Genomic DNA, 25,011 nt, shown 5'->3' with positions numbered 1-25,011 from the left:
GGTTAGATATAAAAACAGAGGAAATATCAGAGTTCATGGTTACGCTTTTAGCATTGCCTTCTGATAAATTTTCAACCTCTTGAGAAAAAACAAAATTCGAAAATAATGCACTCAATACGACCAGGATTTTAGTTAAATTACTCACCTTTATTACCCTCTTAACTCTTGTATTGCCTTCGTAATACGATGGCTTTTAGAGGACGGAATTGAAATAACATCACTTGAGTCAGCATGTAACTCACTTGAATATTTATCTCCAATTGATTTATAAACTTCAATCTCTGATATTCTTTGTGCAATAATTATTTTTGCTAATTCTCTATGTGTTAATTGAAGAACAATTTTCACTTCTGACTTATATTTATTTTTCGTTAAATTAATAACTTTTTCTTCTCGTATTATATCAAGAACGCGAACATTGGTAAGAAGTGGCTTCATTCTTAATGTTGTAATATCATCAATTCCACTGCTGTCTGCTAGATTTTGCTTTAGCGATGATATAGAGACTACATCTACATTATCTTCAGTAGAAATAATCCCACCAAGCATATCAGCACGATCAATTGTTAGATTAAATGGAACATAACCCTCTTCAACAATAAGACTATAATATCCTTCATCCCCTGGAAACAAGGCGTCTTCAGACGTCACGAAGTCACCTGATAATATATCTTTATTAATAAGTAATTTATTTTTAAAATCAAATTCTGTATTACTTAGCAATCCAATACGATCGGCTTGAATTTGACTAATCCTTTGTATCTCAAGATCTTCTCTTTTTAATCTTGACCCCAAAGGCAAATCATTTTTAGCAACCCACACCACAACACTTGGTACCAGTTTCTCACTATTACCTTCTTGGGCTAATGAGTGAGTAGGAGCTATTTTGGGTGTATTAAGTATTCCATAAAGGCCAATTGACATCGTAATTATTGCCAATACTAATATTACTTTTGATTTCATAACTAACCTATATTGATGCAAGAATACCAAATACACTACCAGTACAGATAGCAAGACCGTAAGGTACGCCCCTACTTACCCATTTTTCATTATTTGTTAATTTGTAGATGCTGAATTGGCAATATGCTTGTATCCCACCAATAAACAAAAAAATACAAATAACTAATAAAATATATTCTTGCTTGATCATTAATGCCAACGCAGAGAATAATTTGATATCACCTGCCGCTATCAAATTAATTTTAAATAAAACAATTCCGACAATTAAGATTATTAAAGGTGAAATAAAATAACTTAAATCACCTTTAATAAAAATAGAAAAAAATCCAGACAACACGATTAAAACAATGACATTATTAGATATTTTTCTATTCTTAACATCATGAAAAACAATATAGACATTGGTAATTAAAATAAAAAAAAATAACCAAGTTTGTATTTTCATCAGTTCTAATTATTTATCATTCAGTGCTACCTGACGCTGTGTTTGCCGCTTCGATGTTGCTAGAAATAGTGCTCATTGCACCTTCTAGTGCATCACGTAGTGTACCGTTAAATACAACAAGAACGATTGCAGAAATACAAACACCAATGATTGCATATTCAATTGCAGTTACGCCACGCTCATCATTTTTAAAAGATTGTAGAACAAGTTGAGACTTTACGAATAATTTAGTTAACATAATAAATCCTTAATTGATTAATATCTGTTCGAAGCGAACAAGGTGAATATTATTCGTACAGCTCATCATCGTCAATTTAATGACACACCCTATGACAATTCCATGACATTAATGTAGACCTCATTCAGATTCCATTCAGATACGTGATAAAGATCACACAAAAAATTGAGTTAAGTCTTTGAGGGAGGTAATAATGCACAAAATTAACGTAATTCAGGTAATATAGATGTTAAAAGCAGAAGTAATAGACCAAATAAAAACACCATTATATAAAGACCGTTGGATCTATTTACTTTGCAGTGCGTTAACCTTGATTGTGTCAATAATTACTTAATTAATGGCGGCAATGATTACTTTCAACCATTTATGAATTTACTTAATGAGCAAAATCAGCAATTAATCGATAATGGTAGTGACATTACAATATGGGCACTAAAGACCCAAGTTACGTTGTGGGAAAGCTACCTTAAAAGGAGCGGTTTATTTAGGCAGCGGCATTTCAGCTTGTCCTAGTATGCACGCATCGATGGCAACCTTGATGGCGATAAGTATGACGAAAAAAAATAAATGGTGGGGGATATGCTTAGCTCGAAAAATAAAATACTCATTCCATCAACGTTAAGCTAGCCTAATCAACTATAAAGGGACTCTAACTGTCATTTAGAGTCCATTTATTCCTTCTTTTTTAATTAATATTACCAGCTCAATTTTTTATTCAGTAATAAAGACACTGACAATATACAAGCGACTCCACCTAAATCAGCATGACGAACCGCCGTTTGAGCTTTTTGCTGAACTTTAGGTTTCGCATGATAAGCAATACCAAGACCCGCAGCTTCCATCATCACCAGATCATTAGCACCATCGCCAACGGCAACGGTATTGCTTATCTCAATATCATATTTATCTGCTAACTCGACTAAAATCTCAGCTTTAGTTTCAGCACTTACAATGTCACCTAACACTTTTCCCGTGAGCTTGCCGTCTACGATTTCTAGTTGATTTGATTGCGCGTGTACTAAACTTAATTCGTCTTTAAGATAATCAGAAAAATAAGTAAAACCACCAGAAGCAATAGCAGGTTTCCAACCGTATTTATGCATGGTAGCAACCAGTTCTCTGACTTCTGGCATGAAGGGTAACTCTGATTTCACTTTAGCTAAAATCGCTTCATCAGCTCCGGCTAGGGTTCCTACTCGTTGAATTAAGCTCTCTTTAAAATCAAGCTCTCCTTGCATTGCGCGCTCGGTTACTTCTGAAACTTGTTTTCCAACACCTGCTAATTTAGCGATTTCATCAATACACTCAATCTCTATTGCTGTTGAATCCATATCAAATAAGATAATTCCAGGTTTTGATAAATCAGGAATGTCTTTAACTTCAGCGTAATCTAACTCTAGTGCATCAAGAATCGTTTTATGTTCAGGCGTCATTTCACCTGCTATCGCAGCGACATCATAATGCCCAACCTTCCAAGTCGCGAGAATTATACTTTGCTCACCAATAAAGAAGTCAATATCTTGAAAGTGATGTTGAGACAAATGAGCGCTATATACAATCCACCCAGTCTGCTTTAGATCCAACTGGGTGGTTTCTCGGGTTGATGAGAAACGCTTTAATAGGGGTATATTTTTCTTAATTGAGAATGGGTTTATCATATCCATGATTCGTATCCTTACTAATCCTATCTCAAAAATACCGATTGCAGAGCAGATGAGCAAGACCCAAACGACATAAACTGCTATTTTTCTGTAAATTGAGTATAATTCCCTCATTCTAATTTGCGTGATGATCTCGATGCTTTCTCAAAATTTTATTGTAAAAAGCCTAATGCTAATTTCCCTTCTTGCATTCAGTTACTTTATCTTAATCAACAGTACAGTTATCAGTGACAATAACCAAATTATACAAAATAAGCAGCTGCAAGATCTTAGTCGTACTATGGTACGCCAAGCTGCTCTCTTTTCTGTTGAGAATATAAAACAAGATAATCACGAAGGCTTACTGCAATTGGCTAATAACTTAGCCACAGAATCTCTCGTATTTGATGCAACCATATATGATGCAGAAGGCGGGATCTTAGCCAAAAGTGATAATGCACTGACCGCTTCACAAATTACAGGGTTAAATACACCACTCTCTATAGATGGTATTGGACGCCAGCAATTAATCGAACCGATAATCAAAGAAGATCGTTTACTTGGCTTTCTTCGAGTCACCTTTGAGAAGTCGACACTGACAGGGTTTGCTAATCACCATTACCGTAAAAGCGATCGCTTAATGTTTGGTATGTTAGTAATCAGTTTAGTTTCAGGGATGATGATTATGGCTTTATTACGAAAAAGAGAGCGTTCGAGTAAACCAGTTACCACATTATTTGGTGGTAAAGCATAAAAAGAAAGGCGATGAAGTTAACCTCATCGCCTTTTTTATTTCTAAATATTTTTTGTTACGCGTATTACTACTTGTCGCCAAGCAGTACTGAATCAAGTGCAATTAGCATCATTTCATCAAAGGTCGTTGCACGCTCGTCAGATGTGGTTTGCTCGCCAGTCTTAATATGATCCGATACGGTACAAATCGCTAATGCTTTTGCGCCGTACTCCGCAGCCACGCCGTACATGCCCGCAGCTTCCATCTCAACACCAACGATGCCGTATTTATCCATTAGATCAAACATGCTTGGATCTGGTGTGTAGAACAACTCAGCAGAGAAAAGATTACCCACTTTTACATCGATACCACGAGCTTGCGCTGCTAGCTCTGCATTACGAACCATTTCATAATCAGCAATCGCTGCAAAGTCATGATCTTTAAAACGGATGCGGTTCACTTTTGAATCAGTACATGCGCCCATGCCGATAACAACATCACGTAGTTTGATGCCATCATTCACAGCACCACAGCTGCCTACACGGATCACTTTTTTAACGCCAAAATCTTTTACTAATTCTGTCATGTAGATTGAGCATGATGGAATACCCATACCGTGACCCATAACAGAAATCTTACGACCTTTATAAGTACCCGTAAAACCATACATATTACGAACATCACATACTTGAACTACATTATCAAGGAATGTCTCAGCAATGTATTTTGCGCGGATCGGGTCACCAGGCATCAGTACTACGTCTGCAAAATCACCCATTTCAGCATTAATATGTGGAGTAGCCATAATTTATATCCTTGCTTATTTAACTTTAAATAGAAAAAAGCAGTAGAGAGGGCCCTACTGCTTATCATTTTTTATAGGAAAGATTTTCCATATTCCATATCAGAGGTTTCAAAGTACTCTGCTAAGGTTTGACCAATATCGGCAAATGTATCACGACGCCCTAATGAGCCAGCAGGTACTTTATGACCATAAACAATAACAGGGATATGTTCACGTGTATGATCGGTTCCTGGCCATGTTGGATCACAACCGTGATCTGCCGTTAGAATCAGAATATCATCTTCTTTTAGCATATCCATGATCTCAGGAAGACGACCATCAAAATATTCTAATGCTGCAGCATAACCTGCCACATCGCGACGGTGACCATACGCTGAATCGAAATCGACAAAGTTAGTAAATACAATGGTGTTATCACCTGCCGTTTCAATCGCGTCTTTAGTCGCATCAAACAGCGCAGGAATACCGGTAGCTTTGGTTTTCTTAGTAATGCCGCAGCCAGCATAGATATCAGAGATCTTACCAATTGAGTGAACTTGTCCGCCTTTTTCATCCACTAATTTTTGTAAAATAGTTGCTGCTGGTGGTTCAAGAGATAAATCACGACGGTTCCCCGTACGTTCAAACTGACCTTTACCTGGGCCAATAAATGGACGAGCGATCACTCGGCCAATATTGTAATCTTCAAGTTCTTCACGTGCGATTTGGCACAGTGTTAATAGATTATCTAAACCAAATGTTTCTTCATGGCAGGCAATTTGGAATACAGAATCAGCAGATGTATAGAAAATAGGCATGCCTGTTTTCATGTGCTCTTCACCTAAATCATCAAGCACTTGTGTTCCTGATGCATGGCAGTTACCTAGGTAACCTGAAAGATTTGCACGAGCAAGAATACGATCTGTCAGTTCTTTAGGGAAGCTGTTTGTTTTATCAGAAAAGTAACCCCAATCAAACAATACTGGAACACCAGCGATTTCCCAGTGGCCTGAAGGCGTATCTTTACCTGAAGACAGTTCAGCCGCGTGACCGTAAGCACCAATGATCTCTGCATTTGCATCTAAACCTGCTGCAAATTGACCTGTTGATTCTTTACCCGCCATTGCTAAACCAAGCTTAGAAAGGTTTGGAAGCGTTAAAGGTCCTTGACGATTACTGTTGTCAGCTAGGCCTTTATCACACTGTTCTGCAATATGCCCCATCGTATCAGAACCTACGTCGCCAAACTTCTCAGCGTCGCCTGCGGCACCAATACCAAATGAATCAAGTACTAAAATTATTGCACGTTTCATGTTTTCTTCCTTACACGTCTTCAGGGCGAATTTTGCGATAAACTTCCGGAGTCATTTCTGGTTGTTCTTCACTAATCACAACGGCTGCTTTTACCGCATCCGCTGCTTGTTGCCATTGTTCTTCATTACGAGCATGAATCATTGCTAATGGTTGTTCTGCATCGGCAGTTTGGCCTAGGCAGATCATATCACTTAAACCAACCGCATAATCAATAGTATCCGTTGCAACACGACGACCGCCGCCCATGCCCACTACAGCCATACCTAAGTCACGAGTATCCATCGCATTAACAATACCCGCGTTATCAGCAAATACAGGTTTAATGATTTGAGCGCTTTCTAAATGATTATCGTAATTTTCAATAATGTCACTTGGGCCACCAAGACCAAACACCATTTTACCAAAGCATTCTGCCGCTTTACCATTATCTAGTACAGATTGTAGTTTAGTACGTGCTTCTTGCTCATCTTTTGCTAAGTTAGCAATGACTAACATTTCAGCGCACAACGCCATCGTAACTTCGTATAAGCGAGGATTACGGTATTCACCCGTTAAGAAACGAATCGCTTCACGTACTTCTAATGCGTTACCAGCTGTCGAGGCAAGCACTTGGTTCATATCTGTTAATAATGCCGTTGTCTTGGTTCCAGCCCCATTAGCTACTGCTACAATTGATTTTGCTAGTTCTTCTGACGCTTCGTAAGTTGGCATAAATGCACCAGAACCCACTTTAACATCCATAACTAACGAATCTAAACCCGCGGCTAATTTCTTAGACAAGATAGAGGCTGTAATTAATGAAATATTATCAACCGTTGCCGTTACATCACGAGTCGCATATACACGCTTATCAGCCGGAGCTAAATCACCCGTTTGACCAATAATTGCTACACCCGCTTCTTTAGTCACTTTACCAAAAATCTCATTGCTTGGCATAATGTTGTAGCCAGCAATTGACTCTAGTTTATCTAGCGTACCACCAGTATGACCTAAACCACGGCCAGAGATCATAGGAACATAACCGCCACACGCTGCCACCATTGGGCCAAGCATCAATGAGGTTACATCACCTACACCACCAGTAGAATGCTTATCAACGATTGGCCCATCAAAGTTCATGTAGCTCCAATCAATCACCATTCCTGAATCACGCATAGCACACGTTAATGCGATACGTTCAGGCATTGTCATTTCATTAAAGTAAACCGCCATTGCAAATGCGGCTATTTGACCTTCAGATACCGTATTTTTTGCAACACCTTGAATGAAAAAGTTAATTTCTTCTGTTGTTAGTACTTTATTGTCACGCTTTCTGCGAATAATCTCTTGTGGTAGATACATTAGTGCCTCCCCAATCTTGGTTGGGTAATTAATATAGGTAGGGTTGAGGTAGGTGAGGCGGTAATGCCTCACCTAAGTCGATTTATTTTTTAGCTATAAATCAAATAACGAGAAACTAGTAAGCTGATGGATCAGCTGTTTCTTCTGTTACTTCTAATGTGTTTAGTAGATTAGTCAGAAGGCTTGAAGCACCAAAACGGTAGTGCATGTTATCAGCCCAATCGCCACCTAAGATATCATCAGCCATTGCTAGGTATGCTTGTGCATCTTCAGCAGTACGAACGCCGCCCGCAGGCTTAAAGCCAACTGTTTTCGCTACGCCCATATCACGAATAACTTCTAGCATCATGCGAGCATATTCTGGTGTTGCATTAACAGGCACTTTACCTGTTGATGTTTTAATAAAGTTAGCGCCAGCTTCAATACAGATTTGAGATGCTTTCTTAATTAACGCTTCTTCTTTTAGCTCACCCGTTTCAATGATCACTTTAAGAAGAACATCACCACACGCTTCTTTACACTGCTTAACCAGTTCAAAACCAACCGTTTCATCACCTGCGATAAGTGCACGGTATGGGAATACCACGTCAACTTCATCAGCACCATAAGCTACAGCAGCTTTAGTTTCTGCAACTGCGATAGCGATATCGTCATTACCGTGTGGGAAGTTAGTTACTGTTGCGATACGCACTTCTGGTGTGCCTTGCTCGCGCAGCGTTTTCTTAGCGATAGGAACGAAACGTGGGTAAATACAAACTGCTGCGGTATTGCCTACTGCTGTTTTTGCATTTTTACAAAGTGCAATTACTGCTTCGTCTGTATCATTATCGTTAAGCGTCGTTAAATCCATTAATTGTAATGCACGTAGTGCCGCTGCTTTTAAATCGCTCATTGTTATCTCCAAAATAGAATAAATTCTTTGATAGTTTTGCTGTTCATATATTAAGTTCAACAGCAAATGAGCGGACTTGATTCCTTGAAGACTTGAGCGCATAACGCTCAATCAATATCCATTTTGCCGCCAGTACTTACTTCAATAGTATGAATGAGTACCGCTCTAACGTCTCATCATGAGACACCGTTGAAACATGGTTCATTTTACCAATACTTGTTCAGTGGCACTAGTGAAACCATGTTTCCATAGAAAGACACTGAGATTATGAAAAGAAACGTTCAACAATCCATTGGTAGCCGACAGCACCAGCGTAAACACCGACGATTCCCATCACTCCAGAAAGAACTGGTGGAGCTGGAATAGGCAGCTTAATTGCAGAGAAAACAACTCCAACAATCAAACCTGCGAACATAGATAGTAAAACTTCATTCATAATTGACTCTCATTTTTTAGGTTGTGTGTGCATTAACTATAGTTTAGACCATAGCTTATTTTTTTAACCTAGCAGTTCTTCTCTCTTTTATTATGGATTCATTATATCAATATAATTTAGCTTGATTGTTTTTGTGTGGTAACGCAATCGGTTTGCATCTCAATCTTTTTACACAAAATATGTGAAATAACATCATATTTTCATCACACTTCTTACTTAAATAACAAACATAAAAAAACCCGCAATAAGTGCGGGTTTTTGTGATTATCTGTTCTGCTCTATAAGATTATAGAGATAGGAATAGACCTGCGATTGTTGCTGACATTAGGTTTGATAATGTACCAGCAGCAACTGCTTTCATACCCATCTTTGCGATGTCATGACGACGTGCTGGTGCAAGGCTACCAAGACCACCAAGTAGAATAGCTACAGAAGAAAGGTTTGCGAAGCCACATAGTGCGAATGAAATGATTGCTTTCGTTTTCTCAGAAAGAACAATTTCAGCGCCTTCAGCTAAGTACGGTGCAAAGTTTAGGTATGCAACGAATTCGTTAACTACCAATTTTTGACCAAGGAATGAACCTGCGATTATCGCTTCTTCCCACGGCACACCGATAAGGAATGCAAGTGGAGCAAAGATATAACCAAGAATAAGCTCTAGTGTGATTTCTGGCATACCGAACCAACCACCAACGCCACCTAAGATACCGTTGATAAGCGCGATAAGACCAATGAAAGCAAGAAGCATTGCACCTACGTTTAACGCAAGTTGCATACCTGTTGCAGCACCTGCCGCAGCAGCATCGATTACGTTAGCTGGCTTATCTTCGCCTTCGTTATCAAGTGCGTCAAGTTGATCAATTGGTGTTTCAGTCTCTGGTTTGATGATTTTAGCAAACAGAAGACCACCAGGTGCAGCCATGAATGATGCTGCGATTAGGTATTCTAGAGGCACGCCCATAGAAGCATAACCAGCAAGTACACCACCAGCAACAGATGCTAGACCACCACACATTACTGCAAATAGCTCAGATTGAGTCATTTTTGGAACAAACGGACGCACAACTAGAGGCGCTTCAGTTTGACCAACAAAGATGTTAGCTGTAGCAGATAGTGATTCCGCACGAGATGTGCCAAGCGCTTTCTGTAGAGCACCACCTAGGAAGTTAATCACGATTTGCATGATACCTAGGTAGTAAAGAACCGCTGTTAATGAAGCGAAAAATACGATTACAGGAAGTACGCGTAGTGCGAATACAAAACCGCCGCCACCAAATACTTCAAACATTTTACCTGATACTAAACCACCGAATAAGAATTCGATACCTTGGTTACCATAGTTGATTACGTTCGCAACGGCTTCAGATGCACCGTAAAGTACATCACGACCCACAGGTACATAAAGTACAAATGCGCCTAGGAAGAATTGGATAGCAAATGCACCACCCACAGTACGTAAATTAATTGCTTTGCGGTTGTCAGAAAGAAGTACAGCTATACCTAGCAGTACCACGATCCCAACCAAACTCATTAGCAGGCTCATAGTTAAAGTTTTCCCTAAATTTATTGTTGGCGTGTTTCAAATTAGCGGGGGCGATTATACTCATTGAACCACCAATAAAGTAATGCTGTTGTCACATAATCGCGGCTGATACATGCTTTGTTCATTCATAATTGTGATCATTATCACTAAGAGGTTTCTAAATAATCATCAATTACACCTAAAGAAATGACTAATAACTCAAATCCCAAACAAAGAGGTGGTATTTTTATAAACAGTTTCCGAAATCGTTTGCATTGACTCTTTTCTAATCAAAGCCAAGTGTTCGCATACTTTTTGTACTTTATCTGGCGTATTTTTTTGCCCTTGAAAGCCAAACAATGGCATGTCTGGTGCGTCGGTTTCTAATAAAATTTTATCTAAAGGCAATTGTGAAACCACCATTTTGGTCTTCTTAGCTCTTTCGTAACTGATCACGCCACCGACACCAATATAGAAACCTAATTCAATAAATTGATTCGCTTGCTGCAAACTACCACTGAAACCATGAATAACCCCGCCTCTCTCTGGTCTAATTTCTCTCAACAGTTTTACTACCACATCGTGGCTTTTACGGCTGTGAATAATTAAAGGAAGTTGATGCTTTTTTGCCAATAAACACTGCTGACGAAAAACAGAGATCTGTATTTCTTTATCACTTTCTTGATGCCAAAAATCTAATCCACATTCACCAATCGCTACACACTTATTATTTTCTGCATCAAGCAACTTAACTAAATTTTCTAATTCCTTTTCATAGTTTGATGTAATAAATAATGGGTGAATGCCTAATGCACAGTAAATGTCATCAAACTGTTGAGATAAGCCATTCACTTGCTCCCAGTTTGATTGATTCACACTAGGGACAATGAATGTTGTTACTCCTCTGTCTTTTGCCATTTGTAAATACAAGGCTTCGTTACCTTTAAAAGGAGCAAAATCAAAATGACAGTGTGAATCAATGAATCGGAAAGTCATTACTCTTCTTCTTTTTTATAAGGGACACAACTGCGTTTATTTTCAGGCGTTAACCCTAGCGACTTACACCAATCATCGTATTTCTTAATCCATAACTTAATCAGTTTCAGCACCCTCGCCTTCCTTATCATTAATTACAGTCATTATCTCTATACTATAGATACAAAAACGGAGTCCGTTAAGACTCCGTTTCTATTTATTTGATTGCAACTAGATTAGTGCTCACGAGTCGCTCTGAATTGAACCTCAGGGAAACGCTCAGACGCTAAATTCAAATTAACCATCGTTGGAGCAATATACGTTAAGTTATTGCCACCATCTAACGCTAGGTTACTTTGGTTTTTACGCTGGAAGTCATCCATGATTTTGCCATCAGTACATTCAACCCAACGAGCAGTTGCTACACTGATGCCTTCATAAATAGCTTCAACGTTATATTCAGATTTTAAACGAGATACGACCACATCAAATTGAAGTACACCAACCGCACCAACGATCAAATCATTGTTTTGAAGTGGACGGAATACTTGTACCGCGCCTTCTTCAGAAAGTTGAACAAGACCTTTAAGCAGTTGCTTCTGCTTTAGTGGATCTTTTAGGCGAATACGACGGAACAATTCAGGGGCAAAGTTTGGAATACCTGAGAATTTTAAGCTCTCTCCTTGCGTGAACGTATCGCCGATTTGAATGGTACCGTGGTTATGTAAACCAATGATATCACCCGCATACGCCGTCTCAGCACGAGAACGATCGCCCGCCATGAAAGTTACCGCATCAGAAATACTGACACTCTTACCTGTACGCACGTGATTCATTTTCATGCTTTGAGTATAAGTACCCGACACAATACGCATGAAAGCGATACGGTCACGGTGCTTAGGATCCATGTTTGCTTGGATCTTAAATACAAAGCCTGAGAACTTATCTTCTGTTGCTTCAACTGGACGTTCTACTGCTTCACGTGTTTGTGGTGCAGGAGCCCAATCCGTTAAGCCTTCTAGCATGTGGTCAACACCAAAGTTACCTAATGCGGTACCAAAGTATACTGGCGTTAATTCACCGGCAAGGAAAAGCTCAAGATCAAATTCAGGGCAAGCACCCATAACTAACTCTAGCTCTTCACGAACATTCGCAGCTAACTCAGCACCAACGGCTACATCTAACTCTGGGTTATCTAAACCTTTAATGGTACGAACTTCTTGAATTTCATGACCATGGCCTGATGCGTATAAGATCGTTTCATCGCGATGGATGTGGTAAACGCCTTTAAATTCTTTACCACAACCAATCGGCCATGAAATAGGTGCACAAGCCATTCCTAGCTCGCTTTCTACTTCATCAAGCACTTCCATTGGGTCACGTACTTCACGGTCTAATTTGTTCATAAACGTAACGATAGGTGTATCACGTAGGCGTGTTACTTCCATCAATTTACGAGTACGATCTTCGACACCTTTAGCGGCATCGATAACCATTAGACATGAATCTACTGCCGTTAGTGTACGGTAAGTATCTTCAGAGAAATCTTCGTGTCCAGGAGTATCAAGAAGGTTAACAAGACAACCATTAAATGGAAATTGCATTACCGACGTAGTTACCGAGATACCACGTTCTTTTTCCATTTCCATCCAGTCTGATTTTGCGTGCTGGTTTGAACCACGACCTTTTACGGTACCCGCTTTTTGAATCGCGTTTCCGAATAATAATACTTTTTCAGTAATGGTTGTTTTACCCGCATCCGGGTGAGAAATGATGGCAAACGTTCTGCGTTTACCCACTTCTTGTAAAAAAGACATAAGCGTTGATAATCCTGTAAGATTTCAGAAAGGATGTAATTAGGCGAGATTATACTCAAAGACGGCCATTATCTAAAGCACCGAATTAAAATAACCTCAGCATTAAATAAGAGGTATTTAAAAGAAAATATAACTCATGATAATAGCGTCTTCTTTACCAGTGGCTGTTGGATAGTAATCATGACGTCGAGTAACTTCATTAAACCCTTCAGATTCATATAAAGAAATCGCTTTTACGTTACTTTCACGAACTTCAAGCCAAGCAGATTCAGCGCTTTGTTCCATACACATATCAATAAAAAACTCAGTCAACTTACGACCAAACCCTTTTCTTTGATGCGCAGGATCAATAGCAATATTCAGTAAGGTCACTTCGCCTACCACGTTTTGAGCATAGAAGTAGCCCACAACCTGATCATTTTCTAGCATCACTCGATGTTGCGCACAGCGACTGTTCAGTTCTCGGAGCATAGACTCTGCCCAAGGATGTGAATGTGCTGCGTTTTCGATTCTCCAAATATCATCTAAATGAGAATCAGAGATCGGTTGAATATTAATGGTCATAAGAACAAATTTGTCGCCATAAATCACGTCGTGATTGAGTATTAGTATGCATTTCTGAAAGCAGTGGAGAGCTTAATGCCTTCACCCCTTCCAACTCAGTAATAGGTACACCCGAAAACCAAGACCATGCTAGCTTGTGCTCAGCTAAATACTCTAACGCGCTAGAAGGAAGAAATAACGCCTGCTCTGGTAGTAATTTCATGCTCGCAAGTACCTTTCCAAAAAGAAAAGCATCACGCTCAGTAGGAACTGCAGGAGCCACAAAAAGTAACTGACAAGTTTCCGGTAACGATATGGTATTGGCTTCTAATGTTGGGAAATATTCAGGTTGTCGGACTTGCCAAACTGAAATATTCATTTCATTTAAAAACTGTAACGCTTGCTGTGGCATATCAATTCACTTGTCAATCTAGGGAGAAGAATATTATCAATATTCCTCAACTGATGCCACTTGTTGTCGGAGGGATTAAAACGATAAGTAAAAATGCTCATTAATCATAATGAGCATTCTATTATTGGATTATAGCAAATCAAACTCTGGGCAATATTCAATTAAGCCCGCTTTCCCTTCTAGAAACTCAGGAGAGCACGCCTTAATCATAAATGCCTCTTCTGGCACTTCCCATTTACACTTCATATTATATGTTTTTGCAGATTCAAAACCGAAACGTTGATAATAAGCGGGATCACCCAATACCACTGAAACCGGGTAACCCAACTCAGCTAAGGTTTCTAACCCCTCTTTCACTAAGGCTTGAGCAATACCTTGCTTTTGGCATTCTTTTTTAACGCACAATGGCGCTAAACCTTGCCAATTAAAATCTTCACCATCAAGTGTTACAGGGCTAAATAAACAGTGTCCAATCACCTCTCCTTCATCAGAGCAAGCGACCAGTGATAGCGTTAAGTGACTGTTTTCACGTAAAGACATCACAAGCTTTGCTTCTGCTTCTGTTTCAAAGGTTTCACGAACTAATCGTTCTATCGTTAAAATATCCGCTGGCGCTTCAGTTCTAATAAGCATTTATCGTCTCTTTTACTTCAGGTTCTTGTAAACCTTGTTGGACAAAATTAGCCAACGTCATCAATGCTTGGTTTAAAGGTTTTGGAAGTGAATCAAGATCAACACTGTCCATTAAGTTTTTCACTTCAAGCCCAAGCTCTGTATCCCCTTCAATTTTAAGGCGACGTTGGAAAAATAGAGTGTCAGGATCTTCTTTACGGCCTGCAATTAAAATCAAATCATTTAATTGGCCACTAAAACTCACATCATCACTCTCTTCTTTGTTTGAGACTATCAGTTTTTCATCTTGATAACTGATAAACCAATGTAATTCGAGATCAAGAATGGAAACTTTTAACCATTTATCCTCTAGAAACTCAAAATCCCCATCGTCAAGCGCTTCATGAAATACTTGTTTCAAGCCTTCGAGTAAAGCCTTCTGTTGAACTGAAACAGGTACTAACTTTGCAGGAACTTTTAAGATCGATGCCGCATTTTTTACTAGTTTTGAACGAATTTGATTAATCACGCTTAATTTCCATTACATTTAGTCGATAACTGTAAGCAAGTATAAATTGATTGTCCGATATCTAACCTGTTTCTTATCAAAAAAAGTACTTATTACAATTTAGGGTAGAAAATAGGGATTCATTCAATGTATATTTTATCGTTCGACTTATAAATACTAATAATTATTATTAATTCTGGAAGTTATTTGTCTTCTTTTACTAAAAGCGGTAACACTATGTCTCTTTCTCAAATACAACACTGGCTTCCTTTGCTTACAGATAATAGTCCATTTCTGTTTGCTATTTTGGACACGGATCATAACTACGTTACCGTTAATAATCGTTACTGTGAAATCAGTGGGTTAAGTAGGGAAGCGTTATGTGGTCGTTCTGATACCGATATCTTAGGTGCTCATTTCTATTCCTCACTTAAAGCTTATTATGATAGAGCCTTAAGTGGTGAAAAAATTGAAGCTGAAATTACATTAGACGATCATCGTTTCGATACCAGCCTTCACTTTAGCTTATTCCCCATAGAACAAGACGATAACACCTACATTGTCTTTCACGCTGTTGATACTTCAGAACGACAACAACTGCTCAATTCTTTAAAAGAAAGTGAAAACAAATATCATAAGCTTACCGAGCTACTGAATGACTCCGTTTTGCTGATTGAAGGAGATATTATTGTTTCAGCAAATACCGCTTCAGCCAAAATGCTTGGGTTTAATAAAGCCTCTGAATTTGTAGGCGAAAATATTGAGCAGTTATTAGCCTCAGCAAACAAAACTCAATCACTTTCCGAAACCATTATTGAATTGGCATCAGAGCAATCTCTCATTGTAAGAACTACCGTTAATTGTGGCACCCGAGCTGAACTCATATTAACCGTTGAAAAAACACATATCCTAGGTAGCCCCGCTCATTTAGTTATTTTAAAAGAGCACAAAAAACAAACCAAAAATGAAAATCAAATCGCGGTTTCTCAAGTCGACCTATTAACCGGGATCTATAATCGACATGGCTTCACTCATGTTATTGAAAAAATGATTAAAGAAGATATTCCTTTTTTCATGCTTTACCTAGACATCGATAACTTCAAGAATATAAATGACTCTTTAGGCCACCACATTGGTGATAGAGTGTTAAAAGAAATTTCCACTCGCTTACAAAAATTACTTCCTAAGCACGCTATTGTTGGCCATTTAGGTGGTGATGAATTTGGTATTCTTTTTCCAAAGCCTGAACATAATCAGATCCTTGACCAATTATCTGAAAAGATCATATCCCTTATTAACCAACCTTTTGATCTTGTTCAATTGGTAGTGTTCAATACCCTGCCGATGGCACTGATGCGCGCAGCTTATTACAAAATGCTGACACCGCAATGTATGAAGCAAAAGATCGCGGCCGTAATCGTTTAATCAAATTCCATGACCAAATGAACAAAGAAGCGCGTATGCGCTTATGGCTAGAGATTGAACTTCAAAAAGCGCTACAAAATAATGGGCTCGAAGTCTGGTATCAACCAAAAGTCAGCGCTCGTGATTTTAGAATTAATGGCGCTGAAGCTCTTGTTCGTTGGAAGCATCCTGTTGAAGGTTATATTAGCCCTGCTCGTTTTATTCCTGTAGCTGAACGCTCTGGATTGATTGAGACTCTTGGAAAAGTGGTTATGCGTGAGGTATTCCAAACCGTTAAAGAATGGCGTAATCAAGGTATTTTACCTGGCCGTATTGCGATTAATTTATCACCTGAGCAATTTGGTAATCCTCAGTTAATTGAATACATGGAACGTTTGCTTAAAACCACACAAGTTGACCCGAACTGCATCACTTTAGAACTGACAGAAAGTGCTGTAATGAGTGATGGAGAACACGCCATTCAAATGCTAGATGCGATTAAAAAACTTGGCTTTACCTTATCTATTGATGACTTTGGTACAGGTTACTCTTCTTTGGCTTATCTTGCGCGCTTCCCTCTTGATGAACTAAAAATTGACCGTGGCTTTATCAGTGAAATCGACACATTACCTAAACAAATCACCATCATTGAAAATGTGATTAATTTAGGCAAAAACTTAAATATGGATATCGTGGCTGAAGGGGTTGAAACAAGACAACAAGCGATGCTGTTATCCAGTTTAAACTGTGACTCGATCCAAGGCTTTCACTTCCACAAACCTCAACCAAAACATGAGATTGAAGCGCTATTAGTACAAAACAAACGTTCTAGATAATCAAATACTAGATAACTTAATACCTAGGAAGTACCTGCCACTTTCTAGGTATTACAACCGATTATGAAAAATTAAATCAAAAAAAGTCACCTTTCATACCATTCTATTTCAAAGCTGTATTTCAACAACAAAAGAACCAAAAACCTGCCTTAAATCAAGTTTAAAAATTATCTTATCATTATCATAGAGCATCAGATTCTCGTAACTAGGTATTCTAATGGAACTCCTCTGCCCTGCCGGTAATTTACCTGCCCTGAAAACCGCAATCGATTGTGGTGCTGATGCGGTTTATATCGGTTTTAAAGACGATACTAACGCTCGCCATTTTGCAGGCTTAAATTTCACAGGTAAAAAACTTGAGAAAGCGGTGCAATACGTTCACGACAATAATAAGCATATTCATGTCGCTTTAAATACATTTGCTCACCCAGATGGATTTAACCGTTGGACAAAAGCCGTTGATAACGCGGCAGCAATGGGGATCGATGCGCTCATTATCTCGGATATCGGGGTTCTAGAATACGCGGCAACCACTTACCCAGATTTAGAGCTACACTTATCCGTTCAAGCTTCGGCTACCAACGTTGCTGCGATTGATTTCTATAAGAAAAATTTCAATATTAAACGTGTAGTTTTGCCACGAGTTCTTTCAATCCATCAGGTAAAGCAACTATCACGTAACTTAACTTCTGATGTTGATTTAGAGGTGTTTGCGTTTGGTAGTTTATGCATCATGTCTGAAGGTCGTTGTTACTTATCTTCATACATGACAGGCGAATCACCAAATACGGTTGGTGCCTGCTCTCCAGCAAAATACGTTCGCTGGCAAGAAACAGAAAATGGTCTAGAATCTCGTTTAAACAACATCCTTATTGACCGCTACGGCGAAGGTGAGAATGCGGGTTATCCTACCCTTTGTAAGGGGCGTTTTGACGTAGAGGGAAAAACCTTCCATGCGCTTGAGGAACCAACAAGTTTAAATACCTTATCTCTTGTGCCTGAACTTTTTGCTGCCAATGTCGCTTCAGTTAAAATTGAAGGTCGTCAGCGTAGCCCTGCTTATGTAGAACAAGTGACTCGAACTTGGCGTGCAGCCATTGATCACTATAAAGCAAACCCTGAAGGCTACTCGGTTGAACCTAAGTGGGATGCAACATTAGCTAATGTATCAGAAGGGACTCAAACAACCCTTGGTGCATATCACAAGAAGTGGCAATAGGAGAACATTATGAAATACGCACTAGGTCCACTTCTGTACTTTTGGTCAAAAGAAAATATTGAAGACTTTTATCAAAAATCGATCAACAGTGAAGCTGATATTATTTATTTAGGCGAAAGTGTTTGCTCAAAGCGCCGAGAAATGAAACCTAAAGATTGGTTTGCTATCGCTAAAGAGATTTCAGATTCTGGCAAGCAGGTCGTTTTATCAACCATGGCACTGTTAGAAGCACCAAGTGAAGTCAATGTAATGAAAAAGTACATTGATAACGGTGACTTCATTATTGAAGCTAACGATGTTTCTGCAATTCAATTAGCTTCAGATAGCAAGGTTCCGTTTGTGGTTGGCCCTGCCGTTAACTGTTATAACGCACAAACGTTAAATTTATTTTTAAAACAAGGTATGACTCGTTGGTGTATGCCCGTTGAATTATCACGCGAATGGCTACAAAACGTATTAATTCAATGCGATGAATTGGGCATTCGCGATAAGTTTGAAACTGAAGTATTCAGCTACGGTTACTTACCACTGGCTTATTCAGCTCGCTGCTTTACCGCAAGAGCTGAAAACAAACCAAAAGATGAGTGTGAGACTTGTTGTATCAAGTACCCAAATGGCATCACTGTAAATAGCCAAGAAGGGCAAGAAGTCTTTACTTTAAATGGTATTCAAACCCAATCAGGCTACTGCTATAACCTTATCAATGACTTACCAAGTATGGAAAAGTTGGTTGATGTGGTGCGATTAAGCCCATTAAGTGTAGAAACCTTTAGCGAAGTATCTAAATTTAAAACTAATGAAGCAGGTATTGAAAAGTTTGCGCTAAAAGATGCTCGTCAATGCAATGGTTATTGGCACAATATCGCAGGACTAGATGTCCAAATCTAATTAATTAGATAGTCCTTCATAAACAAAAAGCCCTTACTTCACTTAGAAATAAGGGCTTTCATAAATACTAAATACAGAGTTATTCCGCTAACGCTTCTTCTTTTAACACTTCTTTTTCTGTACTTTCAACAACAGGTGCTTCTTTCGATTCTAATGCTTGCTGTTCTTTTATCTTCTGCTCTTGTAACTCGCGTAATGATTGATAGATTTTACCAAGCTCAACAAAAGAGTAACGATGCTCAACATATTCATACACATTGCCTGCCATTGCTAATTTATACAGAGCAATCGCATTAGAGTAATCGCCTTCATGTTGATAACGCTTAGCTAAGTAAAAATACCCTTCCGTTAGTTTTTCTGCCAATGCAACGTTATTACGAGTGGTAGTCAGAAGCTTTTTATAAAACTCATCTTCTGAGGTTTCTTTTAAAATAAGTCCGACAAGATCCCATCCAAAATCTTCATCCGCTCTTTGTTGATATTGTTTTTGGAAAGTTTCTGTTGCTACTTTCGCATCCACTTCTAATCCAATCCAATATAACCAAATAGCACGATATGGATCTCGTGGTGCATCGTTATAATGTTTTGTGGCAATTTCATAAGCTTGATCGTAACGCTCGCCATAATAAAGGGCGATGGCTAGATTGCGCTCTGCAAATTGATTCGATGGATCTAGCTCTAATGCAGAGTCTAATGCTTCATAAGCACCATCAAAGTCAGTATTTTGCGTGTAATACACACCTAAAATATTAAAAACATCACTTTGATCTGGTTTTAAATTAAGAGATTGGGTGAAGTCTACACGAGCTAAATCACGTAAACCTAAACTGTCATTAATTAAACCACGCTCATAAAACATTTTAGCACGAGTAATATCATCAACATCTGGTCGTAGTAATAATTGGTCTAAACGAGACAATTGAATCTCTTGCTGGATGCTTGGTTGCAAAGGAACCGCCATTGGTGGGTAACCCCAACCAGAGGAGTTTGATGCACACCCTGATAATACTAATACTGCGCCTACTAACGCAACTCGAATCCAATTCACTCATTTTCTCCTATGATAAGCCAATTTCTTTTAACGACACTTAAAAGAAAAGGGAGCACTTCTGCTCCCTTTATAACACGCTTTAAATCAAAAGACTGTAATCAATAAGATTATTCTGCGTCTTTTGCTTCAGCAGCAGGTGCTGGGTTTAGCTCAGCACTTGCTTCTTTAATACTTAGACGAATACGGCCTTGACGGTCGATTTCTAGTACTTTAGTTTTCACTTCTTGACCAACTTGTAGGTGATCAGCCACTTTCTCGATGCGCTCTTCAGCGATTTGAGAAATGTGTACTAGACCTTCTTTAGGACCAAGAACCGTTACGAACGCACCGAAATCTACGATACGCATAACTTTACCTGTATAGATCTTACCCACTTCAACTTCAGCAGTAATTTCTTCGATACGACGGATAGCTTCTTTAGCAGCAGCACCTTCAGTCGCAGCGATTTTGATAGTACCGTCGTCTTCGATTTCGATAGTTGTACCAGTCTCTTCACAAAGAGCACGGATAACTGCACCACCTTTACCGATAACATCTTTGATCTTATCAGAGCTGATTTTCATTGTGTGGATACGTGGAGCGAATTCAGAGATATCTTCACGAGCACCAGAGATTGCTTCATCCATAACAGTAAGGATGTGCTTACGCGCACCTTGTGCTTGGTTTAGAGCGATCTGCATGATCTCTTTAGTGATACCTTCGATTTTGATGTCCATTTGAAGAGCAGTAATACCTTCGTTAGTACCCGCTACTTTAAAGTCCATGTCACCTAGGTGATCTTCGTCGCCAAGGATGTCAGAAAGAACAACGAAATCGTCGCCTTCTTTAACAAGACCCATTGCGATACCAGCAACAGATGCTTTAATTGGAACACCCGCATCCATAAGTGCTAGAGATGTACCACATACAGAAGCCATTGAAGATGAACCGTTAGATTCAGTGATTTCCGATACTACACGTACTGTGTATGGGAATTCTTCAACAGAAGGCATAACCGCTTGGATACCGCGCTTAGCTAGTTTACCGTGACCAATTTCACGACGCTTAGGTGAACCAACAAAACCAGTTTCACCTACACAGTATGGAGGGAAGTTGTAGTGTAGAAGGAAGTGATCTTTCTTCTCACCCATTAGGCTGTCGATAATTTGTGCATCACGTTGTGTACCAAGCGTTGCAGTAACAAGTGCTTGAGTTTCACCACGAGTGAATAGAGAAGAACCGTGTGTACGTGGAAGAACACCAGTACGTACGTCTAGCGCACGAACCATGTCTTTTTCACGACCATCGATACGTGGATGACCAGCAATAATGCGGCTACGTACTACTTTTTTCTCTAAAGAACCAAGCATGCCACGGATTTCGCGCTCGTCTAGTTCTTCGTTTTGAGCTAGAAGTGCTTCAACAGCTTCGTTTTTAATTACGCCAACTTGCTCGTAACGCGCCATTTTTTCAGTGATTTGGTACGCTTCAGAAAGACGAGTTTCTGCAAGCTCAGCAACTTGTGCTTTAAGCTCTGTGTTTACTTCTGGAGCAGTCCAATCCCAAGCAGGAGTAGCAACTTCAGCAGCAAACTCGTTGATAGCTTTGATTACTACTTGTTGTTGTTCGTGACCAAACACAACAGCAGAAAGCATTTCTTCTTCAGATAGGTTGTCAGCTTCTGACTCAACCATTAATACTGCGCCTTCTGTACCAGACACAACTAGGTCTAGTTTAGAGTTTTCAAGCTCAGTGTTTGATGGGTTAAGAACTAGCTCACCATTGATGTGACCAACACGTGCAGCACCGATAGGACCATTGAATGGTACACCAGCAATAGAAAGCGCTGCAGACGTTGCAATCATAGTGATCATGTCTGGGTTTACATCAGGGTTGATAGAAACAACCGTAGCGATAACCTGAACTTCGTTTTTAAACGCACTTGGGAAAAGTGGACGAATTGGACGGTCGATTAGACGTGCCGTTAGTGTTTCGCCTTCAGAAGGACGACCTTCACGCTTGAAGAAACCACCAGGGATTTTACCAGCTGCGTATGTACGCTCTTGGTAGTTCACTGTTAGTGGGAAGAAATCTTGACCTGGTACTGCATCTTTCTTAGCAACAACAGAAACGAATACTGATGTATCGTCCATGCTTGCCATTACAGCTGCAGTTGCTTGACGTGCCATTACGCCCGTCTCTAGAGTTACGGTATGGTTACCGTACTGAAATGATTTTACGACTGGATTCGCGAACATTATTTTTCCTTTATTCTTAACTGCTGGATCATTACTGATCTGAATTAAGAAAATTTAAGTGTTAACTCAATCTATTACCAATCGCGACTAGTACAAGTTTACTGACTAAAAGATAACTTGTAATAGTCGCGACCTAGTGGCCGACTTCGGTGACTGTAATAGTTGAATAAAATGATAACGTTAAAAACGCACACTGCGATTTCAACGGCCATAGTATACCCCAATTGAGGCAATATGCGAGGTTCAGAAATGAAAAAGGAGAGTTATACCAAGGGACATAATATTGCAGGTATAAAAAAAGGAGCGATAAACGCTCCTTTTCGTCAAACTGTCTTTACAGACATCGCAAATTAGCGACGTAGGCCTAGACGTTTGATTAGATCTTGGTAACGAGCAAGGTTTTTGCCTTTCAGGTAATCAAGAAGCTTACGACGGCTAGAAACCATACGTAATAGACCACGACGGCTGTGGTGATCGTGCTTGTGATTAGCAAAGTGACCTTGTAGGTGGTTGATAGAAGCAGTAAGTAGTGCTACTTGTACTTCTGGTGAACCTGTATCGTTTTCACATTGTGCGTATTCTGCAACGATTGCTGCTTTAGTTTCTGCATTCAGAGACATAATTCTCTCCTGATAAGAGTTGTTTAATATTTGCAGCAGCCAATCTCTGATTCAGCCACTACGCGAAGGGCGAATTATACGGATGAACAATAATAAAGCAATAAAAAAAGAGCAAAAACCACAAGGCTTTTGCTCTTTCTTGAATTATGCAATTTACGTAGGCTTACTTATCTTCTTCGACTTCGTCTCTAAAAACAACCAAACGCTTAGGTGCCACACGACCATCATCATCAATATGACCAACACCGATAAATAAACGTTCTTCACCCGATGTCATGCGTACGATACCTTCTTGAGGAGCACCAAACACTTGAACCGGTTGACCATGAAGAACATGATCTGCCAATTCTGGGATCATATTAACTTCAGGCAAATCTTGAACCGCTGAGTCCATAGGCATAAGCAATGGATCAAGTAATTCACGTGGCGCACGATCTTCACGGTGTGCTTGCTCAAGCAATGCTTCTAAGTGCTCAATCGTTACCATATTTTCATATGGGTAGTTTGATACACCTGTACGACGTAAATACGTTACGTGCGCACCACAACCCAGCATTTCACCTAGATCATCGGTAATAGTACGGATGTAAGTTCCTTTTGAACAGTGAACTTCCATCTCAACTTCTTGACCCTCAAATCGGATCAATTCAATTGAGTAAACCGTGATCTTGCGTGATTCACGCGGTACCTCAATGCCTTCACGTGCGTACTCATACAAAGGGCGACCTTGGTATTTTAATGCAGAGAACATTGATGGAATTTGATCTGTTGTACCACGAAATTTCGCAATACAGCGCTCAAGTTGGCCACGGTCGACTTTCACTTCACGAGTTTGAACTACTTCACCATCGGAATCCGAGGTATTAGTACGTTCACCAAGTTTAGCGACAACACGATAACGTTTATCAGAATCTAACAGAAACTGAGAAAACTTAGTCGCTTCACCAAAACATAATGGAAGCATACCTGTTGCAAGTGGATCAAGTGCGCCTGTATGGCCTGCTTTTTCAGCAAAGTAAATACGCTTTACTTTTTGCAGTGTATCGTTCGATGTAATTCCAGTTGGTTTATCAATTAAGATAACGCCATTAACTGGACGACCCTTACGACGGCGAGCCATTACTCTTCACCTTCATCTGATTCAGAACGACCAGATTCAGCCATCTTACGCTTATCGGTATTCATCACATCCGTAACTAAGTTTGACATACGCATACCTTCAACAAGCGTGTTGTCATAAGTAAAACGAACTTCAGGCGTTAGACGGTGACGGATACGCTTACCAAGTAACATACGAACTGGAACTTCATGCTCTTTCAGTGCAGCTAGGCAAGATTCAGGCGTTTGGTCACCTACACAGAAGAAAGTAACGAATACTTTTGCGTAAGCAAGGTCACGAGACACTTCAACATCTGAAATAGTAACCATACCGATACGTGAATCACGAACTTCACGTTGTAGAATTAAAGCTAATTCTTTTTGTAATTGCTGCGACACACGTTGTGTGCGGCTAAATTCTTTTGACATATCATTTCTCTCTTAGAAAGATGGGGGGCGTGGTAATTACCAGCCCCCCATGGT

At 39.5% G+C, this 25,011-nt stretch carries 25 protein-coding genes and 1 pseudogene; 4 read left to right on the top strand and 22 right to left on the bottom strand.

Annotated features, from left to right (window positions below):
- Positions 1-150: 150 nt before the first annotated feature.
- The 4 genes from PVK71_RS14075 to serB form a co-directional block, all read right to left on the bottom strand.
- A complete protein-coding gene (locus tag PVK71_RS14075; RefSeq protein ID WP_274419379.1) occupies positions 151-963 on the bottom strand; it encodes an RcpC/CpaB family pilus assembly protein in 813 nt (270 codons plus the stop codon).
- 7 nt (positions 964-970) lie between these two features.
- Positions 971-1,408: an A24 family peptidase gene (locus tag PVK71_RS14070; RefSeq protein ID WP_274419378.1), complete on the bottom strand. Its 438-nt coding sequence runs from the start codon at positions 1,406-1,408 to the stop codon at positions 971-973.
- A 16-nt stretch (positions 1,409-1,424) separates the two neighbouring features.
- The gene (locus PVK71_RS14065) at positions 1,425-1,646 is read right to left on the bottom strand and encodes a Flp family type IVb pilin (protein WP_274419377.1); all 222 of its coding nucleotides are present in this window, start codon (positions 1,644-1,646) and stop codon (positions 1,425-1,427) included.
- Between the two features lie 695 nt (positions 1,647-2,341).
- Positions 2,342-3,310, bottom strand: a complete 969-nt coding sequence (serB, locus tag PVK71_RS14060) for a phosphoserine phosphatase (protein WP_274419376.1) — start codon at positions 3,308-3,310, stop codon at positions 2,342-2,344.
- A 124-nt stretch (positions 3,311-3,434) separates the two neighbouring features.
- Here serB and PVK71_RS14055 point away from each other — a divergent pair, with 124 nt between their 5' ends.
- Complete coding sequence (locus tag PVK71_RS14055; protein ID WP_338000082.1) at positions 3,435-4,040, top strand: YtjB family periplasmic protein; 606 nt, start codon at positions 3,435-3,437, stop codon at positions 4,038-4,040.
- 67 nt (positions 4,041-4,107) lie between these two features.
- On the opposite strand, the gene deoD is transcribed toward PVK71_RS14055, so the two are convergent.
- The 13 genes from deoD to ubiT form a co-directional block, all read right to left on the bottom strand.
- Positions 4,108-4,824 (bottom strand): purine-nucleoside phosphorylase, encoded by a 717-nt coding sequence (deoD, locus tag PVK71_RS14050; RefSeq protein ID WP_274419374.1) that lies wholly within the window; start codon positions 4,822-4,824, stop codon positions 4,108-4,110.
- 71 nt (positions 4,825-4,895) lie between these two features.
- Complete coding sequence (locus PVK71_RS14045) at positions 4,896-6,116, bottom strand: phosphopentomutase (RefSeq protein WP_274419373.1); 1,221 nt, start codon at positions 6,114-6,116, stop codon at positions 4,896-4,898.
- A 10-nt stretch (positions 6,117-6,126) separates the two neighbouring features.
- On the bottom strand, positions 6,127-7,458 hold the full coding sequence (gene deoA, locus PVK71_RS14040; RefSeq protein ID WP_274419372.1) for a thymidine phosphorylase: 1,332 nt from the start codon (positions 7,456-7,458) through the stop codon (positions 6,127-6,129).
- 115 nt (positions 7,459-7,573) lie between these two features.
- A complete protein-coding gene (gene deoC, locus PVK71_RS14035) occupies positions 7,574-8,350 on the bottom strand; it encodes a deoxyribose-phosphate aldolase (RefSeq protein ID WP_130044283.1) in 777 nt (258 codons plus the stop codon).
- Positions 8,351-8,615: 265 nt separating this feature from the next.
- Positions 8,616-8,786 (bottom strand): XapX domain-containing protein, encoded by a 171-nt coding sequence (locus tag PVK71_RS14030; RefSeq protein WP_005417708.1) that lies wholly within the window; start codon positions 8,784-8,786, stop codon positions 8,616-8,618.
- A 286-nt stretch (positions 8,787-9,072) separates the two neighbouring features.
- The gene (locus tag PVK71_RS14025; protein WP_274419371.1) at positions 9,073-10,329 is read right to left on the bottom strand and encodes a NupC/NupG family nucleoside CNT transporter; all 1,257 of its coding nucleotides are present in this window, start codon (positions 10,327-10,329) and stop codon (positions 9,073-9,075) included.
- Positions 10,330-10,527: 198 nt separating this feature from the next.
- The gene (locus tag PVK71_RS14020; protein WP_274419370.1) at positions 10,528-11,304 is read right to left on the bottom strand and encodes a TatD family hydrolase; all 777 of its coding nucleotides are present in this window, start codon (positions 11,302-11,304) and stop codon (positions 10,528-10,530) included.
- Positions 11,304-11,417 (bottom strand): DUF5363 family protein, encoded by a 114-nt coding sequence (locus PVK71_RS14015; protein ID WP_130044286.1) that lies wholly within the window; start codon positions 11,415-11,417, stop codon positions 11,304-11,306. Before PVK71_RS14015 ends, PVK71_RS14020 begins: the two co-directional genes overlap by 1 nt.
- A 102-nt stretch (positions 11,418-11,519) precedes the next feature.
- The gene (gene prfC / locus PVK71_RS14010; RefSeq protein WP_130044287.1) at positions 11,520-13,100 is read right to left on the bottom strand and encodes a peptide chain release factor 3; all 1,581 of its coding nucleotides are present in this window, start codon (positions 13,098-13,100) and stop codon (positions 11,520-11,522) included.
- Between the two features lie 117 nt (positions 13,101-13,217).
- Positions 13,218-13,664 (bottom strand): ribosomal protein S18-alanine N-acetyltransferase, encoded by a 447-nt coding sequence (rimI, locus tag PVK71_RS14005; protein WP_274419369.1) that lies wholly within the window; start codon positions 13,662-13,664, stop codon positions 13,218-13,220.
- On the bottom strand, positions 13,654-14,055 hold the full coding sequence (locus PVK71_RS14000) for a DNA polymerase III subunit psi (protein ID WP_274419368.1): 402 nt from the start codon (positions 14,053-14,055) through the stop codon (positions 13,654-13,656). The genes rimI and PVK71_RS14000 overlap by 11 nt, the downstream gene beginning before the upstream one ends.
- 129 nt (positions 14,056-14,184) lie before the next feature.
- Positions 14,185-14,688, bottom strand: coding sequence for a GNAT family N-acetyltransferase (locus PVK71_RS13995; protein WP_274419367.1), 504 nt, complete (start codon positions 14,686-14,688; stop codon positions 14,185-14,187).
- The gene (gene ubiT, locus PVK71_RS13990) at positions 14,678-15,196 is read right to left on the bottom strand and encodes a ubiquinone anaerobic biosynthesis accessory factor UbiT (RefSeq protein WP_130044291.1); all 519 of its coding nucleotides are present in this window, start codon (positions 15,194-15,196) and stop codon (positions 14,678-14,680) included. The genes PVK71_RS13995 and ubiT overlap by 11 nt, the downstream gene beginning before the upstream one ends.
- 216 nt (positions 15,197-15,412) lie before the next feature.
- Here ubiT and PVK71_RS13985 point away from each other — a divergent pair.
- The 3 genes and pseudogenes from PVK71_RS13985 to PVK71_RS13975 all read left to right on the top strand — a co-directional run bounded on the left by PVK71_RS13985 (position 15,413) and on the right by PVK71_RS13975 (position 19,522).
- Positions 15,413-17,415, top strand: a pseudogene (locus PVK71_RS13985) (putative bifunctional diguanylate cyclase/phosphodiesterase).
- 217 nt (positions 17,416-17,632) lie between these two features.
- Positions 17,633-18,634 (top strand): ubiquinone anaerobic biosynthesis protein UbiU, encoded by a 1,002-nt coding sequence (ubiU, locus tag PVK71_RS13980; RefSeq protein ID WP_274419366.1) that lies wholly within the window; start codon positions 17,633-17,635, stop codon positions 18,632-18,634.
- A 9-nt stretch (positions 18,635-18,643) separates the two neighbouring features.
- Complete coding sequence (locus PVK71_RS13975) at positions 18,644-19,522, top strand: U32 family peptidase (protein WP_274419365.1); 879 nt, start codon at positions 18,644-18,646, stop codon at positions 19,520-19,522.
- 79 nt (positions 19,523-19,601) lie between these two features.
- Here the strand turns inward: PVK71_RS13975 and nlpI are convergent, their stop codons facing one another.
- The 5 genes from nlpI to rbfA form a co-directional block, all read right to left on the bottom strand.
- Entirely contained in the window at positions 19,602-20,570 is a 969-nt protein-coding gene (gene nlpI / locus PVK71_RS13970) for a lipoprotein NlpI (RefSeq protein ID WP_274419364.1), read from the bottom strand.
- A gap of 110 nt (positions 20,571-20,680) precedes the next feature.
- On the bottom strand, positions 20,681-22,810 hold the full coding sequence (gene pnp / locus PVK71_RS13965) for a polyribonucleotide nucleotidyltransferase (protein ID WP_274419363.1): 2,130 nt from the start codon (positions 22,808-22,810) through the stop codon (positions 20,681-20,683).
- A gap of 350 nt (positions 22,811-23,160) precedes the next feature.
- Complete coding sequence (gene rpsO / locus PVK71_RS13960) at positions 23,161-23,430, bottom strand: 30S ribosomal protein S15 (protein WP_130044297.1); 270 nt, start codon at positions 23,428-23,430, stop codon at positions 23,161-23,163.
- A 163-nt stretch (positions 23,431-23,593) separates the two neighbouring features.
- Positions 23,594-24,550 carry a tRNA pseudouridine(55) synthase TruB gene (truB, locus tag PVK71_RS13955; protein ID WP_130046864.1) on the bottom strand — a complete coding sequence of 319 codons (957 nt, stop codon included), beginning with the start codon at positions 24,548-24,550 and terminating at the stop codon, positions 23,594-23,596.
- Positions 24,550-24,957 (bottom strand): 30S ribosome-binding factor RbfA, encoded by a 408-nt coding sequence (rbfA, locus tag PVK71_RS13950; RefSeq protein WP_130044299.1) that lies wholly within the window; start codon positions 24,955-24,957, stop codon positions 24,550-24,552. Before rbfA ends, truB begins: the two co-directional genes overlap by 1 nt.
- Between the last annotated feature and the right edge of the window lie 54 nt (positions 24,958-25,011).

It is taken from the genome of Aliivibrio sp. S4MY1 (assembly GCF_028765545.1).
Lineage (GTDB): Bacteria > Pseudomonadota > Gammaproteobacteria > Enterobacterales > Vibrionaceae > Aliivibrio.
Note: the sequence above shows the minus strand (reverse complement) of the source record. Positions and strands in the feature narration are given on the sequence as shown.